Genomic DNA, 16465 nt, shown 5'->3' on the forward strand with positions numbered 1-16465 from the left:
CACAGCCGTCGAGATTTCATGTGCCTCGACCAGTGACAACCCTGCATCCACTTCGAGGTGAACGTCAACCACGATCATGTCGCCCATCTTGCGCGTTCGAAGATCGTGGAAGCCTGCGAGGCCGGCCTGGACTAGGCCTGCCACCGTCCACGTTTACTGCACATATCGCGCGCCGCAGTGAGCATTCATGCCCTCGCAGAGGAAGAGGCATTTGCGCACTCAAAATATCGCGCTCGGCACTCGCTCGACGCGACGCACGCACGATATGTCGGTGCAAAGGAGGCGACCATGTGTGCCACTTGCAGATTCACTATCCTCGCCGGTGCGATCACGCTCGGGATGACATCGCATGCAAGCTGGGCGGAGCAAGCCGTCAACGCGACGTTGCTATCGAACTCCATCCAGCTCGGGACGCACAACGTGAGCGCGGGCCGCATCACACTTCAAGTCAGGAATGCTGCGGACAACAACATGGAACACGAACTCGTGGTACTCAAGACAGATCTCCCGGACGATGCACTCCCCGTCAGTAAGGGAGAGGTGCTTGAGCGCAGGCTGAACAAGATTGGCGAAGTCGAAGGTATCGCCCCGGGCAAGAGCAAGCGCGTTTCATTCAGAGTTGCGCCGGGCCACTACGCGCTGATCTGCAACAAGCCGGGACACTACGCAGCGGGAATGCATACGGAGCTTGTCGTGACACCGTAGGTTGATGCCAACGTCCAGAGCGGCCCAGATCGCGCAGTTCGACTGTAGTTGGCGGAAAGAGCAGCAAAGGTGCTGCTCGAACACGAGCGCCCAAGACGCTTCGACTGTCCTGTGGTGCCACGCAGGGTATGGCAACGAGCGTGACCGGCCGTAGTTGATCGCGATGTGAGCCGCCTTGAACACGACCTTCAGCAAGGGATCAGGCCCGGTGATGCGCGGCAGCGGAATCAAGCCCAGATAGAGCGCCGGCAAGTTGGCCGCCAGGCTGTAGAGATAGCCAGTGACCGGGACCGCGAGCATCAGCACGTGGAGCAGCAGGGACATAGCGTGCGCCGCGATGCGCTGCCAGGCGCAGGTGCCGGCAGGTAGCGGGGGCGCCGCATGGCTCGCGCGCCAGAGCATGCGCACTATGGCGGGCGCGAACACGGTCAGCACATGCAGTGCCCGGGTATCGGCGCGCCGAACGGGAAGCCGGCTGAGGCATACATGCAATGCCGAAAACGGTGGTGGAGAAAATCGTTCGCGGCGACCTTGGCCACACCGAGTGCCCCGATCCGGACGCGGAATATTTCGAAGTCAACTTACGTTTTTATAGCGGAGCCGAAATGCAGTTGCGATCTCATCAGGTTCTCGAGGAGAAACGTCATGATAGATATCATGCTGCGCTCGTGCTCGCCGCCACCACGCTTGGCATTGCTCCGCTGAACAGCCGTGCCCACGAGACACGGTGAATCCATCGTCTTTCGCTCGCGACAGGCAATTTGCGCGACAGCCGAAAGGGAGGCCACATGTCACTCATTGTCGCAGCACGCTTTACGACATTCCCCGCAGCTGAAGACGCGGCACAACGGGTCATTACTGCCGGTTTCGTCGAGGAGGACGTCACACTGTTTTTCGTCAATCCGTCCGGCCAGCACGGATTCGAAACCATCAGCGACGCAAACGCGAGGGAGGCGCCGGAGGGTGCCGAGATAGGCGTCACGATTGGCGCAGTGGTTGGCGCCCTGATCGGCGTCGGTATCTTCGCCGTGTTTTCGCCGCCGCTTATCGTTTCGCTGATCGCGACCGGGGTGAGTGCGTATGTCGGCTCATTGGTCGGCGCGATGGTGCGCACGCGTGAAGCCAGCAACGAAGAAACCCGTGAATCCGGCGTGCTGGTGGCCGTACACGTGTCGCCGGACAGCCAGTTGGACGCCGCACGGGTGCTTCGCGATGCGGGTGGCGCGGCTATCGAACGCGCGACCGGCCGCTGGCAACAAGGGCGGTGGGCCGACTTCGATCCGCTCAGGCAGCCTGTGCCGCTCAACGAATTCGCTGTGAATCACGCCTGATTTAAAGGAGTTCTTCGCTGAGATTTTCTCCGAGTCAATCAGGAGACAAATTGTGCAACTTCACATGGATTCCCATCATTTCACCCACGGCCAGCTCGACTGGCGGGCCGCCGTCCTGGCAGGCGTCATCGCCGGCACTGTGTTCCTGGTGTTAGGGGTCGTCCTGATGGCACTGACGACTGGCGGCAGTCTGCTGGAGCCCCCACGCATGGTCGCCGCGATCATTCTGGGACGAGGCGCATTGCAATCGCCGCAAGCATTCACGCTTGGCATCGTGCTCGTGGCCTTTGTCGTGCATTTTGCCCTTGCGATCGTATTCACGCTTGTCCTCGGTCTGATCATGACGTCATTCAACCTCGACTCAAGCATGGGGATGGCTTCACTGGCGGGTTGCGCATTCGCTGTAGCCGTATACCTGATTAATTTCTACGGCATGACACGGCTTTTTCCGTGGTTCGCGGAATCGCGCAACCTGGCGGGCGTGATCGTTCACATCGTCTTCGGTGTCGTGGCAGCGAACCTGTACATGAGACTGGTACGGAACACATCGCGCAGGACCAAGGCGGTCATGGGCGGGCCGTCGTAGTCCGGTGCCGTGCTGATCGACGAACTGGCTCTGGAATCCGGCGTGCAACGCAAACGGAGCGAAGCCCTACCGACACACTGGGCCAGTTTCCGCCCTCGCGGTGCTGCCCGATGGCCGGCTTGCCTCCGGGTCGACGGACCACACGATCAGGCTGTGGAACCCAGCCAATGGCGCGCCAGATCCCCGCGCTTGCCATGCTGTCCGACGGGCGGCGAAGCCCGCTGCGACCGTTTCCAGGAATGGTGCTCGGTCCGCGTGTATTGTTTCCTCAGTGCTTGCCTGGAAATGGCCGCTCAAGAATTGAAAGCCGCCGCCTACGGCTCTGCAGGTCGGAACGCAACAGGGTCGACAACGGAAGTTCCGGGTGGCGAACGGATGAACAACCGGCATCCGGCGATGAACTTCCGGGTGCGGCCATCTACGGACGTTGGCGCAGGCTTGCACCCGGACGTTCAAGGGACGGCTCTGCACCAGACAGCGGCCCTTCGTGCGCAAATCATTCAGTCGTGACGTCGGCGAACGCGGGCCCGTTAGCACGCTCTTCTCAGCGGCAGTTGATGAATGCCTCCCCTCCGACGGTGGGCGTAGGAACGGCAGCCGGGCTCATGCCGCGTGGCTGCTGTTGCCTCGCGCACGCCGCACCTTGCATTCGTTTCCCGCTTCGGATCAGGTACAGAAACTGCTATTGCGTGCAGGTCACATGCGCTCATTGCGGTCCAGCCTGAGCCGTGGCTCTCGAGTCAATAGCGATGCCTGCACGATTGTTGGGAGAAGCGAGTAAGTCTTGCAAGCAAGTCTTACAAGCCAAGGAGGCGGCAGGATTGCGGTCCCGTGTCGCAAACCGTGAGTCCGTTAGCCGGGAATCAAAGACAGCATATTGGGGCATGGACGAGCCAGGGCATCTTATGCCGACCGCGGCGGAAGTGGAATGGACAAGCCGATCGACGAAAGCGGCGCACACGAGCGAAGTCCGGGAAATTGAATCGCTTGCGGCGCTGGGGTCGCTGCGCGAAGTGTGGCGCGCGCTCGCTGCCGATGCCGAGGACTGCCCTGGCCATATGACCTTCGAGTATTGCGAGCTTGCCGCCTCGCATGCATTGACCGACGGGGAACGCGTCAGTGTGGCGATGGTGTATGGCGACGGGGAATTGCTCGCGCTGTGGCCTGTTTCGATCGTCCGACGTGGCATTGTGCGCATTGCAAAAGGGCTGACCTGCGGAACCAGCGAAGAGTATGGACAGCCGCTGGTGAGGGGGGGCGCCAGCCGAGCCGTCTACGCCGCCGCAGTCGAAGCGATCAGGCGGGTCGATGCGGACGTTCTGCAGATCCCGCTCGTTCGTCACGGCAGCCTGTTGCAGGAGGCGCTCGAGGACGTCCCCCACTCCTGGGTGCTCGCGCGCGTGCCCGCACGGTGGCGCGGCCTGCCCGGATTTTCGATCGTGCTGCGAGACGTTCCGCGGTGGGACGACTTCGTATCGACGCGGTCGAAGTCGCTTCGCGGCACGTTGCGAAATCGGCACAAGCGGCTCGAAGCACGAGGCCATGTCGAATTCGGCTGGTGCCGAACGATACCGGACGCTGTCGCCGTTCTGAGCTGGCTATTCCGCACCAAACGCCGTTGGGCCGAGCGCCGCGGCGTGAGCGTTGCCTATTTGAAGGACGATCGGGTTCGGGATTTCTTTGTCGCGCTGGCACGGCGAATGGATCTGTCGAAGGTTCCGCTCGTTGCCTTCGTGAAGGTCGAAGGCGTGACCGTCGCCGCGTCGGTAAACCTGGTGGGATCTCGAACCGTCGAGGGCTTCGTGACGACGTATGACGAGGCATTTGCTGTGTGTTCGGTTGGAGCGCTGCTTGCAGAATTCCTCGTCAAATGGTCTCACGCCAACGGTCGTGATTTCGATTTTCGCCCTCTCGATGCCGAATATAAGGCGAGCTGGGCGAATCGGCGGACATGGCACGAAACACGTGTCGTCATGCTTCGCGCACGTGGCCGTTTGGCGGAATTTTCGTTGTTGTTCGGGCAACTCGTTCGAGTGCGGAGAAAGTGCGCGGAATATGCCATGCGGCTACTCGAGGGCATGAGAGCACCGTGATTCGCCCAATGCCGCGGTGATCGTAGGCTGGAACGCTACCAAGCGCCTCGATCGCGTCAAGCATCTGGAAATACTGCGCGCGGTTTGCGTTGGGCTCGGCGCCGAGATCAGTATCCATCATGACCAGCGTACGGACGCGCGCCGGATCGCGCAACGCAAGCTCGGCTCCCCACATGCCGCCGACAGAGAGCCCAACGACGGCGCATTGCGGGATGGCAAGCGCATCCAGCAGGCGACTCGCGTGCCTTGCAAGATCACCCTGGGTACGCGTGCTTTCGGGAAGACCGGCGGATTGGCCATGGCCCCAGAGATCGGGGGCGATCACCTGAAACGAGCGCGAAAGTACCTCGATTTGCGGCTCCCACATGGACGAGTCCCACAAGTAGCTGTGTCCGAGCAGAACCGGGAAGCCAGTGCCCCGGATCTGGTAGTGCTGGATTCGGCCTTCGATTTCGATAAATGGCATTCGCCAACTGGAGGAAATGTGATGCTCATGCAGCCGGGGACGTTGCGCGGCTCACGCGAAAGTTGCAGTCCGGATACGTCACGGGACAGTTCATCGTAGCGGCTCCTGCTCCGACGCTTACCCTCTTTCCTCGCTCACATGGCCAAGACGAGTTTTACGCAGGGCGCCGACTGCCCAGTTGCTCACCGATTGCTTGCAGCCTCGCCCGGTCCACCTTGCCTAACGAATTGCGCGGCAACTGGTCGACAACGATGAGCCGCTCCGGCATCTTGTAGCTCGCAATCCTGGTGGACAGGTCGAACAATACTTCCTCCACCTGCGTCGCGGCTTCGGTCAGTTCAACAAAACCAATTACGCGCTGACCGAGGACAGCATCCGGCACACCGACTATCGCTGCCTCGCGCACGCCGCGATGGACGAGAAGCGCGTCCTCAACTTCGACCGGCGAGATATTCGACCCGCCACGGATGATCAAATTTTTCTTTCTGGCGACATACCAGAAATCGCCGGCTTCGTCCTGTCTCAGCACATCGCCAGTGGCCCACCAGCCATCCTTGCGTGCGTCGTCGATGTGTCCGGGCCCATGCCAGTAGCCGACGAACATGTTCGGACCGCGCAGCAACAGTTCGCCCGCGTCGCCGCGCCTGACGGTGTTTCCCTCTTCGTCGACGAGGCGGACCCGGTTCATGTCGACCGCGCGGCACACCGGCCCGATATCGAATCCGTAGGTGAATGTGCCCATGCTTTCGCTCATCGCAAGCACGTTGCGCATCCTGACGCCGAACACCCGCAAGAATTCCTCCTGCAGACTTCGCGGCGTCGTGTCGCCCACGACGAGGCAGGTGCCCAGTGACGTGACGTTGCGTGGCTGCGCAATCTGCTCGGCGCTAGCCGCCGCATACATGAACGGCAACCATATCAGCAACGTGCAACGGTGCCGTTCTATCAGGTCAAGCGCGGCCGCTGGCTCGAATCGGTCCAACAGGACGCAGATGCCATGTGCGGTTAACGTCGCCAGCACAGTAGCGAGCCCTCCCCCATGCATCATGGGCGTGGCAATAAGTGTGACGTCGTACGGCCTCAACGCGACGGCCTGGCATGCTTGCGTAATTGCGCACACCGTGCGCTGGGTGTGGGTGACGAGCTTCGGTTTCCCCGTAGTGCCGGTCGTCGACAGCAAAAGCGCAGGTTCATCGACACACGCCGGCTCGAGCCGCACCTCGTCTTCCTGGTGGTCAATCAACTCGCTCCATGCCTTTGCGCCCGTGTCCTGGGACTCGCCATCGACAAGAAAGCGCCTGCGGGCATCGAGAACCGAACCATCCACGCCGGCAATTGCGCCGTACAGATCACTCTGGCCCAGATATAACGAAACGTGCAGTCGTCGCAATTGCGGCTCGAGTTCCGCGCGTGTGAGCCGGTTATTCAGGGGCACCGCAATCAGGCCTGTCAACATGCACGCGTAATACGCGATGACGGTTTCCGGTTTGTTCGTCAAGTGCAGTGCGACGCGATCGCCTGGTTTCAGACCCTGTGCGCTCAGGCCTTGTGAAAGCCTTTTGACATACCGCGCCAGACGGCCGTAGGTCCATGTGTCGTCGCCGGCGATCAGCGCAATCGCGTCAGGGCAGGCTTCGGCGGTCTCGAACAGGCGCTCGGGCAACGTAATGAGTCGCGGTGTCTGTATGGGTTCGGGGCGTGTACCGGGACAAGACATGGCGGTTACTCCAACGGTTGAATGGTTGCTCAACGCTGGACAAGGAGTTGTCCATCTGACTGCTCCTGTAAGCGCGTCATCGCAGGCGTCACGCGGCCGGTGATAGCGCTGGCAGCGGAATGGCATGGAGGACGCCTCTCGAGTCGAAGCGGGATTTGATCCGGGACAGCCTCAACGCATTGGGGCCGTAAGCGTGGGCTATCCGGTCCGATGCGCGGTCGGGCAGGAGGTTGGCATAGCCCCCCGGCAACGAGGTCGGCGCGAGTTCCGCGTCCAGGGACGCCGCCCAGGCCCGATGCTGCTCTGCGTCGGCCAGCGGAGGCTCCCACGCTGCGTAGACCAGAGCAGTGAAGTGTGGATCTCTCATGCCAAACGCGGTCGCGTCAGCCGCGACCTGTGTAGCGGCCCCATGGCAATGATGGACGACGATAGAAGCCAGGGGCGACGTGCGCGCCTCGAACGCTGCAAGGAGTACGTCGATCGTCGTGCTTGTGAGGGCGCTGAACCACCGCGTCGCAACTTCGTAGCCGAGACCTTGGGCAAGCTTTCCGTCGGTCAGGGAGAGAAGATCGCTCGCAGCCGTCGGTTCGACCCTGACGACAATGGGATGACCCGCTGCCGCCGCCTCGCCGATGATTGCCTCGCCGGCCGCCGGATCTCCTGTCCAGACAAGCGAGATCGCGATCACCGGTTTGCCGCCTGGTCCGGTTGCCAGGACGGCGGCGCCGAACAGTTCGCCTGGCGCCCGGAGCATCAACGCGGCATAGTGCGCCAGGGCAGCACGCCCATCAGTCCAGGGGAACACGATCGTACCGACCAGCGCGTCATCCAGCGTGTGGAGACGCAGGCTCATCGACGTGACAATCCCAAAGTTCCCACCGCCACCGCGTAGCGCCCAGAACAGGTCCGGCTCGTGCTCTCCGTCGCAGGTCACGATGCGTCCATTGAGCAGCACGACCTCGGCCGACAGGAGGTTGTCGCACGCCAGGCCGAAGCGCGTCATGAGCGGTCCATAGCCACCACCGATCGTGAGGCCGGCCATACTCACCGCCCCATCGTTGCCGATCACCGCGGCAAGACCTCGCTCGCCCGCAGCGCGATTGAGCTGAGCGCTCGTCACGCCCGCACCGATCGTCGCTACGCTGCGCCCGGTGTCAATCTCAATGGTCCGCAAGTCGCAAAGGTCTAGCAGCAGACTGCCGTCGCGCATGGACCGACCGTTCCAGTCCTGCCCGCCGTTGTGGACGGCTAGAGGAGCGTCAAAGCCGCGCGCGGCGCTCATCACACGGGAGACCTGGGCAACGGTGCTGCATCGGACCAGCATTTTCGGACGGGGATCCAATGCGCCGTTCCAATGCGTAATTTCCCCGCCAGCTGCGGGCATCATCAGCACCTGGCTGCCGGCTTCGACAAGCCTGTCCTTCAACGCCGCCCAGTCAGTCTGATCGATATTTGCGATTGTGTTTTCGCCGTCCATTCCACTCACTCCATCAGTGCGAGACCGCGTTGTCTGGACTGTGAGATGCTTCCGGAAACCTGCCTCGCTCATTCAATCCTTGCACTGCTCGCCGGTGTACTCAAAACCGCCGGGCGTCTCGATCAGCAGGTTCAGACTCATCAGCAAACCGAACGCATTCCGTTCGTGCGCGACCGGATCGGCGGCGCGACTGGCAAAGAGTAGCGACGGTTGTCGAGTGCGCCAATTACATCGGGTGTAATCGCGCGCAGCGGAACCGCACTTCAAGTTGATAAGATAGGCGGCCATTTTCATTCCGATAATTCGAAATATTCGAAGGATCGCATCTGCGTTATCGAATTGCGGTCGGTTCGTATCAACCGCGAAATCCAATGGCCCGCGGTGGCCGACTACTGCCCGATACGGTCGCGCCGGGTCGACCCATTGCGGACGTAGCGCGAGCAAGCCCCACCGGAGAGGGCTGTCGTGCCCTTCAGGCGTTGGCGCCGCCGTCGACGGTGAAGTTTGCGCCGGTGATGTAGCTGGCCTCGGGGCCAGCGATGAACGCCGCCATCGCGGCGACGTCGTCGACGTGGCCGAACCGCTTCAGCGCCGTGATCGCGATCTGCGGCGGCGCCCAGTCGCCGGCCGCGGGGTTGTTATCGGTGTCGATCGGCCCCGGCTGGATGTTGTTGACCGTGATGCCGCGGGGGGCAACCTCGCGAGACAGGCTCTGGGTGAACATCTTCACTGCGCCCTTGGTCGCGGCGTAGGTCGTCAGGACCGGAATCATGTTCCGCTCGCCGACGCAGGAGCCGATCGTGATGATGCGGCCGCCCGCCCTCAGGTGCTTGAGCGCGACCTGGGTGGCCACGAACACGCCGCGCAGATTGACGTCGATCACACGGTCCATCTCCTCCTGCGTGGCCTCCTCGAAGGGCTTGGGGATGAGTATGCCGGCGTTGTTCACCAGGATGTCGAGCTGGCCGAAGGTGGAGACGGTCCGTTCGACCGCGGCCGTAACGGCCTTCGCGTCGGCGGCGTCCGCCTGGATCGCGATCGCCTCGCCTCCTGCGCTTTCGATCTCCTTCACCACCAGGGCGGCGGCGTCCGCGCCCCTGACATAGGTGATCACCACCCTTGCGCCGTCGGCAGCCAGCCGCTTGGCGATCGCGGCGCCAATGCCGCGCGAACCGCCGGTGACGAGGGCGGTCTTCTTGGTCAGTTTTGCCATGGTAGGTGGCCTTTAAAAGAAATCGGCGTGAAGGGGAGGCCCCGATAGTCCGCCAATCAGAGATGGTCGACTGGCGTTGACCCAAACGCAGGCGGGAAACTTCCGTCTGCTGATGAACGACAGAACTAGGCTAATGGCTGCCTGCGGGAATGAGAATCAGCAGATCATTCACAAGGCTCATTCCCGAAGAGAATCGATCGCCGGGTAGAAGTGACTGAACTAGACGTCGAGCTCAACGAACAGCTTACATGGCTGGGTCGGAGCTCTGACCGTCGAGCGCCGAATGAACGGCTGCGGATGTTTGAGCCGCAAGCTGACCGCTCGGGCGATGTGCGAAACCGGGAGGCGGCCATGCTGTTCACCCGTGCAATTTATGGTTCAGATGGAAGTCAACGGCCATCTCTCTTGCTATGCCGAACTTTTTCATCGGCAAGGCCTTCAAACCGTCGTTGCAATCGTCGTACGCTTTTCGGGCGACGTCGCCCGCCGCGCTGTTCGCACCGCCTTAACTGCGCCGATGACCGCCTCGGCGCACTTGAAGCGAATCTTGAAGCTTGATCGATTGCGATTGCGCGGACCCAGCGGTGCGCACGACGAATTTCTGTTGGCCGCAACAGCGCAGAATCTACGTCGAATGGCGAAGTGGTTGACGCCAACGAGTCAGACCGCAGTGAGAATGATCGCTTGAGGGGGCATCGGGGCCACCGATCCCCTCCCGAAAGCTGCGCCGCAACTGCCGCCCTCGAGCGTTGCGAACTCGAGTCGCCAGAACATCCAGGCCAAAAAAGAGTTTTTCAACAGAATCGGCCGCCTGCTGCCGGCCGCGGCCACACATTCGATTCGGCGCAAGAGCGCCGCGTTCACGGCTCTCGTGGTCGCAATGGCGAGTACACTGAAAAAGTAACAGAAGGAGAAGGTAATGACTGACTCTGACCCCCAAAGCACCTTCCGCGGACTGCCGCTTACCGCGGAGCAGGACGCAGAAGTGAGGCACTACATAAAGGACCGAACCCGGCGTGGGCTGCCATGGGACACGTCGGAGCTGAGCGCGATGATCAAGGACATGCTGCAGCCCCCGGGTGACGGCGACGCAGACTCCCCGGCAGACGAAACTAGAGCGGCCGCCGAGCGCGCAACCGCGTCGCTTGACGAAGCGATGGACCCGATCGAGGCGAGTGAGGAATGGAATGCGGCCATGGAGTCGGAAGGCATGAAAGGACCCAGACGATAAAACCCGAGCGACGATGCTCGCTTCCTGGTAGCGGTTCGATGCGCATGATTTCAATGAGATCCTGACTTCCGTAGGAAGCGTCGGTGAAAGATGGTCGCCTGTGGTGAGCCGCCAAACCCGAGCCTAAACGCCCGCCTTGCGCACGTCGTCAGTTGGCCCGCGATGGTCCGTTCACCGGGGGAACTGACGTTCCAACGTCCTCGTGAAAGCGCGTACGAGCGTCCGTAAATGGCCCGAGTCCGGACCGTGTCAATCTGCGCAATTGTGTCGAGTCTGGCGGGAAACGTTTGTCCCACATAGGCTAGGGGACGAAATTGCATTCGTATACCGTCAGAAATACCGTCACTCGGTCGAAGCCGTTGTGAGGTGTCTGGAGACGTGTCGATTCAGCGTTCTTGCCTAGTATCTCAAACGCGCAAGAGTGCGATCATTGTCGGCGTGTCCGAGTAAGCCGCAATTCCACCAGTTTCAACTCCACTTTGCCTACTCCCCGAATATTATTTAGTAAACCGAATTTCCATCCTCCACCTTCGCTAACGATTGCATTAGCCATCGTATCGATCGTTATCCCGACCGATGCGACGGCTCAAAATTCGTCTGTTGCACATGCGTCTAGAGCCCAGGCTGACCGGGACATGTGTTCGCCGGTGTGTCAGCAATACCTTGAACACGGACACCGCTTCACGCATGCGGTGCGTCACGAATCGCCGCATCTACGTTAACTGCCTTGCTGAACGGCCTCAGTGAAACACCTTGACGGCATCGACCAGATGCGTCGCCTAGCGTGCTCGCTGCGCCCGCGTCGCGGCCTTCCCTCCAATGTCCGACGCCCTCGACAGCGATGTAACAAGCAAAAAGGGGTCCAGCCAGTGGATCACGAGGGCGTTGAGTGCAACGCCTGCAAGCACAGGGACCAGCATTGCTTCGATTCAGTGACCGACGATTCCCGAACCAACGCGGCGTTGCCCACCTGCCCCGGTGCCGGGCGGACGTGCAATGTAACCATGTGCCGCTCGCCTGTATCAATCGCGATCTTACTTCGCTGCATCGCTGCATCTTCCTCACCAGAACCGCAACAGCGAGCACCGCCCGAGCACAAACGCCCCGCTGTTTTCGCAGTGCCCCGCCATTCAGCTAACGGCCGCGCAGGGTATTGCCGAGACAAAGCCTTCCATAGATCAGGCAATGGGTCTCCGGGCGCTCTGATAATCCGTTGCCAGTCAGACCGCCCGTTACGACACGAGCCGTGTCGTAACGGGATACCTGGCAGTTCAGTCCAGACGTCGCGATTGCGATGATGGAAAGGATGGCTCCCACAAGGGATACCGCGAATAGGTATTTCCTCATCATCAAATCCTCCGGCTGATTGCCGCGACGGCTGTACAAAGTCCGGCTCGACCACGACCTCAGCCAACGTCCAGCCATCAGAATGCCTGCCTGAACGACCGGATTGGCCCCGCAAGCAGGACGACCCAGAGCAGACTCGTGAGGAGCGCTGCCCACGCGACGAGCAGCGCCCACTCCATATGGCTGAGTGGCATGTTGCGCCACGTCCGGCGAACGCGGATGGCGCGACCTTGCCGTCCCCGTACCATCAAGCGGCAAGAGCGCGCCGAATGCATAGTATGCGACTTCTCACGACCACCTCTCGCCAGTCCCGGGCCCGTCCGGCCAGTGACCGGCGTCCCGACGCTATTTAAACAACGTCATCTGCACGACCTTCACAATGACCAGCGCGACCGCGATCAGCAGATAGCCGCGCAGTACACCCATCCAAACTCGCTTGGCCAGTGTGAGATTTGCCGGCGGCAACTCCTCGAGCGGTGGCATGCGCCACGTGTAGCGAGCACCGACCGGATATACCTGCATGCTCGCATCGCCGTCGCCGTCTGCCGGTTCACGACGCAGTCTGCGCATTCCAATCGTGACGGCATAGCCAACGATGGCGAGCAGCGTGCCATCCACCAGTACCTCGAGAATCGTTTCACCGCTTATGTCCGGGTACATCACCGAGGCGGTCAGGATAATGGACAGCAGGACCAGCACCCAGATCACCGCGCCGGTGAACAGATTCACCTTTGTAGAGTTGGCCCACGGACCCAGAACGGCCCGGTCGTTGCAAAGCAGCAGCAGGAACACCGTGGCGCTCGGCAGGAGCACACCCGCAAGGGTTTGCACGGCCAGCGTCAGCAAGCCAAGCGGGCTGCCCGGAATCAGCACCAGCGCGGCCGATGCCGCGACGATCCCGAAGTACACCAGATAGAAGCCCTTCGCGGACGCCACACTGCGATGCAGTGAATGGCGAATCTTGAACACGTCGCCAATCGCATAAGCTGTCGACAGCGACACGGCCGCTGCGCCGATAATCGCGGCATCGAACAGCGCAATCGCAAAGCAGGTCGCCATCGTGCGCCCTGCATACTTTTCGAGACCCGCAATTACGCCACCCGCATCCGTGAAATTGCCAAATTCAGGGCGGCCGGCAAACAGCTCGGCGCAGAAAGCCATCATGGCCACCGCGCCAATCATCACGAACACGATACCGATCCACAGATCGGCCCGCTCATAGCGGATGAAGCGTGGCGTGATGCGCTTGTCGACGACATAGCTCTGCTGGAAGAACAGTTGCCAGGGCGCCACGGTGGTGCCGACGATGCCGATCACGAGCAGCATCACGTCTGAGAGCTTCGAGTGCGCTGGCCAGTTCGGGATGAAGAAGTCGCGCGCTATCGAAACGACCGGCGGGTGTATCGATACCAGGACCGGCACGAGCAGCAGACTCAGCACGCACAGCCCCATTGCAAAGCGTTCGAAGCGGCGGAAGTTGCCTGTGCTTACCGCTGTCATGGTCAGCGCCGCGGCGATGCAGACACCAGCAATCCTGGAAAATCCGAAAAAGTCGAGAACGAACGTGATACCGATGAACTCGGTGACAATTGTCAGGGCGTTGAGCAAAAACAGGTCGACGATGCTGAACGTCCCCCAGAACCGGCCGAAACGCTCGAAAATGAGGCGTGCGTGCCCCACACCACTCACGGCGCCAAGTCGCAGCACCATTTCCTGGTTCACGTAGAGGACAGGCACCAGTAGCAACAGCGTCCACAGCAGCGTCGTGCCGTAATTCTGCCCCGCCTGGGTATAGGTGGCGAACGCCCCCGCATCGTTGTCGCCAACCATCACGATCAGCCCGGGGCCGAGGATCGCCAGCAGCGTGCGCAAGCGCGCCCACCAGCCGGTGCGAGGCGCAATGTCGTGACGTGCGATGGTGCCGAGCGCGCCCGTGATGTCCCCCATATGGGCGTCGTCGAGAACCGCGCTGCGTTCCATCGCGGCGGCAGATGACGTTGAAGTTTCAGTTCGGATCGACATTTTGTTTCCTCCCCTGGTAACGGGCTGCTGAAACGAAAATGTTTACCTCCGCCATACGCGAGGAACGGCGTCACCGGGCAACGGCGTCCCTCACCTATGGCGTACAGACGCTCAGGCAATCAGGAGCATCAGCCAGCGCCAGAAGGTTGCGAGCCGCTGTTGTCCGAGGGGTCGCAGCGAACGCATCGTGTCGTATTGGGCACGCGCTTCGTCAACGTGTGGAAGGTTCGAGAGGAGGAGTCCGAAAGTCATGGTTTTACTCCGTGCGCCTGGCTTGACGCGTTGATGCGGAAAGCCAGGAGACACGGGGACCACGTACATCACGTGCGCGGTGACAGGCCTACCTGCTTTCCTCAGTTAAACACAAAGGTACTGGCGAGCGGTATATGGGATAACTGGCACTGTCTGGCATTTCGACTCCTTTTCGGCGTTGGTGCTGACGACTGGAACGCGCGCACTCAGTCACGCGCTCGCCTGCGAACTAATCGCACGAGCACGGATTCACGGCGCGAGTGGCCGCTCGCGACGCGGCGCGTGCCGGACGTGCGCAAAGGCTGCGTCTGGCGGCGCGAATCAGGGGTGCACGGAGAGTTTTGCTACGGCGCGCACCGTCTGCCTGCTGGCAGAACGGCGGCTGGAATAGTGGGCGCGGACGTTCTGCCGGTCAGGCAGCGAAACTGTTCGAAGATCGACAACTGGAACTGTCCAAGGCATCGGCCCCTTCTATGAAGACTCCTATATTCTAGGAGCGCGAGATATTAAACGTCAACTGGATTTGCTAAGCAGAACCAGGGTAACTGGACGGCATGCTTCTTCGCCGATAGCTTCATGTAAACATAGCAGAAACGCCGGGGTTTCTTTCGGGACGATCATTGGGGGGCCACGGCACACTGGTCCTTCTTAACCTGTAAGTCGCGCCAATCGTGTACAGCTAACCAGTACACACGCGTGAGAAACGCGGCCCACTTGCTTGTTAGCGGCCGCGCAACGCGTTGCTGAGGCAGTATTTCCCATAGACCAGGCAGTGGAACGTTCCACCATTCGGCGGTCCATTTTCAGGGAAGATGCCCGGAACGACCTGCGTCACGTTCGCTGTGGTTACAGGAGCATTATGATCAGTGGACTGGAAAGCGACGACGAGGACCAGGGCCAGAACCATGCGTATCGGGCTAATGTGCTTTTTCATTTTCGACTCCTGATGCGGTAGCGCGGAGCGACCTTGCAACGCGCGGCCGAGCAACGCCCCATCCACGCCACTGAGTGGCCTGTTACGCTACGTTCGGTGGAGAGTATTTTGTGCGTGAATCTGATCGCCCAGACCTGCCTATCTCAGGTAGTGGTTCAATAATACGGTGCGGTATGGCTCTGAGGTGTTCAAGCAAGGGCGGCCGCAGGATTTCCATCCCAAACGCAGGGGCATCGCCTGGATCTCTCAGCGCCGCGATCGAACAGGCACAAAGCCAGATCGAAGGTCCAGTAATGAGGCACAGAATTCACCTCCTCGTCGAAGTGTCCGGTGCATGCTTGAGCCGCTATTGCCGCCTCCCCGGCCTGTCTGGACCGGAGAGCCTCGATTCAGGAATGAGGCGCGAAGCGAACCTTGTGCGAATTGCTTCGTATTACAGCTATCACAACTCAACCTGCAGGCGCTGCAGCAGCGCGCGGCCAGAATCCGTTAGCCGCACGATGATCCACCCAGGCGCGCAATTCTGGGTTTCTACAAGCTTCCGGGTCTGCAGCGATCGCATGTTCGGGTCGAGTGTCTGTACCTGCTTATCCCCGTTCGCCAGCGTTAGCAGCGTCCCAATTTCATGGTGGCTGAGCATCGAAGTCCCCCAATGGAAACATGTCAAGGAAGCAGCGAGAAAGCTCCTTCACGAGCCTGTTCGCACCATGCTTAAAAGGGTTCTTAAGAAGAACATTGCCCTGATGATTCTGGATTTCGGGTGACCCGCCGTCTTCGCAGCTTCGATTTCCTTCAGCCACCGGGGAATTCAACGACGCGGGAATTAGAGCACAGACGGGTTTCCAGCAGGTCGAAGGCGCAGCATGTACACCTACCTGTACACGCGTGCACGCATATTCGTGCGCCGCATGTTCCAAAAATCGGGCAGACGTGCGCCTGCCCCGCTTACTTACTTCAGTGCTTCAGTGAATGGCCATCTGCACGACCTTCACGATCACGAGACCCACTGCGACGACGAGGTAGGTGCGCAGCACGCCCATCCACACGCGTGTCGACAGCGTCAGGTGCTGCGGCGCCGGCAGGTCTTCGAG

13 protein-coding genes and 4 pseudogenes are annotated in these 16465 nt (G+C 60.9%); 7 read left to right on the forward strand and 10 right to left on the reverse strand.

Going from position 1 to position 16465, the window contains the following annotated elements; all coding sequences use genetic code 11:
- A pseudogene (locus tag AB4Y44_RS41255) lies at nt 1–123 on the reverse strand (cation transporter dimerization domain-containing protein); the annotation flags it as partial.
- A 165-nt stretch (nt 124–288) separates the two neighbouring features.
- Here AB4Y44_RS41255 and AB4Y44_RS41260 point away from each other — a divergent pair.
- Nucleotides 289–705 (forward strand): plastocyanin/azurin family copper-binding protein, encoded by a 417-nt coding sequence (locus tag AB4Y44_RS41260; RefSeq protein ID WP_368702702.1) that lies wholly within the window; start codon nt 289–291, stop codon nt 703–705.
- 147 nt (nt 706–852) lie between these two features.
- Here AB4Y44_RS41260 and AB4Y44_RS41265 read toward each other — a convergent pair.
- Nucleotides 853–1137, reverse strand: a pseudogene (locus tag AB4Y44_RS41265) (cytochrome b); the annotation flags it as partial.
- 59 nt (nt 1138–1196) lie between these two features.
- Here AB4Y44_RS41265 and AB4Y44_RS41270 point away from each other — a divergent pair.
- The 5 genes and pseudogenes from AB4Y44_RS41270 (at nt 1197) to AB4Y44_RS41290 (ending at nt 4715) form a co-directional block, all read left to right on the forward strand.
- Nucleotides 1197–1436 (forward strand): hypothetical protein, encoded by a 240-nt coding sequence (locus tag AB4Y44_RS41270; RefSeq protein ID WP_368702697.1) that lies wholly within the window; start codon nt 1197–1199, stop codon nt 1434–1436.
- A gap of 57 nt (nt 1437–1493) precedes the next feature.
- Entirely contained in the window at nt 1494–2036 is a 543-nt protein-coding gene (locus AB4Y44_RS41275) for a hypothetical protein (protein WP_368702698.1), read from the forward strand.
- Between the two features lie 64 nt (nt 2037–2100).
- Nucleotides 2101–2622, forward strand: a complete 522-nt coding sequence (locus AB4Y44_RS41280; RefSeq protein ID WP_368702699.1) for a hypothetical protein — start codon at nt 2101–2103, stop codon at nt 2620–2622.
- Between the two features lie 85 nt (nt 2623–2707).
- Nucleotides 2708–2926: pseudogene (locus AB4Y44_RS41285) on the forward strand (hypothetical protein); the annotation flags it as partial.
- A 580-nt stretch (nt 2927–3506) separates the two neighbouring features.
- Nucleotides 3507–4715, forward strand: coding sequence for a GNAT family N-acetyltransferase (locus AB4Y44_RS41290; RefSeq protein ID WP_368685556.1), 1209 nt, complete (start codon nt 3507–3509; stop codon nt 4713–4715).
- 25 nt (nt 4716–4740) lie between these two features.
- Here the strand turns inward: AB4Y44_RS41290 and AB4Y44_RS41295 are convergent.
- The 5 genes and pseudogenes from AB4Y44_RS41295 to AB4Y44_RS41315 form a co-directional block, all read right to left on the reverse strand.
- Nucleotides 4741–5181: pseudogene (locus AB4Y44_RS41295) on the reverse strand (alpha/beta fold hydrolase); the annotation flags it as partial.
- A 154-nt stretch (nt 5182–5335) separates the two neighbouring features.
- Entirely contained in the window at nt 5336–6844 is a 1509-nt protein-coding gene (locus tag AB4Y44_RS41300; RefSeq protein ID WP_368702700.1) for a class I adenylate-forming enzyme family protein, read from the reverse strand.
- A gap of 142 nt (nt 6845–6986) precedes the next feature.
- Entirely contained in the window at nt 6987–8375 is a 1389-nt protein-coding gene (locus AB4Y44_RS41305) for an FAD-binding oxidoreductase (protein WP_368702701.1), read from the reverse strand.
- Between the two features lie 72 nt (nt 8376–8447).
- Nucleotides 8448–8663 (reverse strand): hypothetical protein, encoded by a 216-nt coding sequence (locus AB4Y44_RS41310; RefSeq protein WP_368685570.1) that lies wholly within the window; start codon nt 8661–8663, stop codon nt 8448–8450.
- A gap of 184 nt (nt 8664–8847) precedes the next feature.
- The gene (locus AB4Y44_RS41315) at nt 8848–9588 is read right to left on the reverse strand and encodes an SDR family NAD(P)-dependent oxidoreductase (RefSeq protein WP_368685559.1); all 741 of its coding nucleotides are present in this window, start codon (nt 9586–9588) and stop codon (nt 8848–8850) included.
- A 919-nt stretch (nt 9589–10507) separates the two neighbouring features.
- On the opposite strand from AB4Y44_RS41315, the gene AB4Y44_RS41320 reads away from it, so the two are divergent.
- Nucleotides 10508–10819: a hypothetical protein gene (locus AB4Y44_RS41320; RefSeq protein WP_368685560.1), complete on the forward strand. Its 312-nt coding sequence runs from the start codon at nt 10508–10510 to the stop codon at nt 10817–10819.
- A gap of 1692 nt (nt 10820–12511) precedes the next feature.
- Here AB4Y44_RS41320 and AB4Y44_RS41325 read toward each other — a convergent pair.
- The 3 genes from AB4Y44_RS41325 to AB4Y44_RS41335 all read right to left on the reverse strand — a co-directional run bounded on the left by AB4Y44_RS41325 (nt 12512) and on the right by AB4Y44_RS41335 (nt 15374).
- Nucleotides 12512–14188, reverse strand: coding sequence for an Nramp family divalent metal transporter (locus AB4Y44_RS41325; RefSeq protein WP_368685561.1), 1677 nt, complete (start codon nt 14186–14188; stop codon nt 12512–12514).
- 111 nt (nt 14189–14299) lie between these two features.
- A complete protein-coding gene (locus tag AB4Y44_RS41330) occupies nt 14300–14440 on the reverse strand; it encodes a hypothetical protein (RefSeq protein WP_368685562.1) in 141 nt (46 codons plus the stop codon).
- 721 nt (nt 14441–15161) lie between these two features.
- Nucleotides 15162–15374, reverse strand: coding sequence for a hypothetical protein (locus AB4Y44_RS41335; RefSeq protein WP_368685563.1), 213 nt, complete (start codon nt 15372–15374; stop codon nt 15162–15164).
- Nucleotides 15375–16465 lie beyond the last annotated feature (1091 nt).

It is taken from the genome of Paraburkholderia sp. BR10937 (assembly GCF_040965695.1).
In the GTDB taxonomy this organism is placed as follows: Bacteria; Pseudomonadota; Gammaproteobacteria; order Burkholderiales; family Burkholderiaceae; genus Paraburkholderia.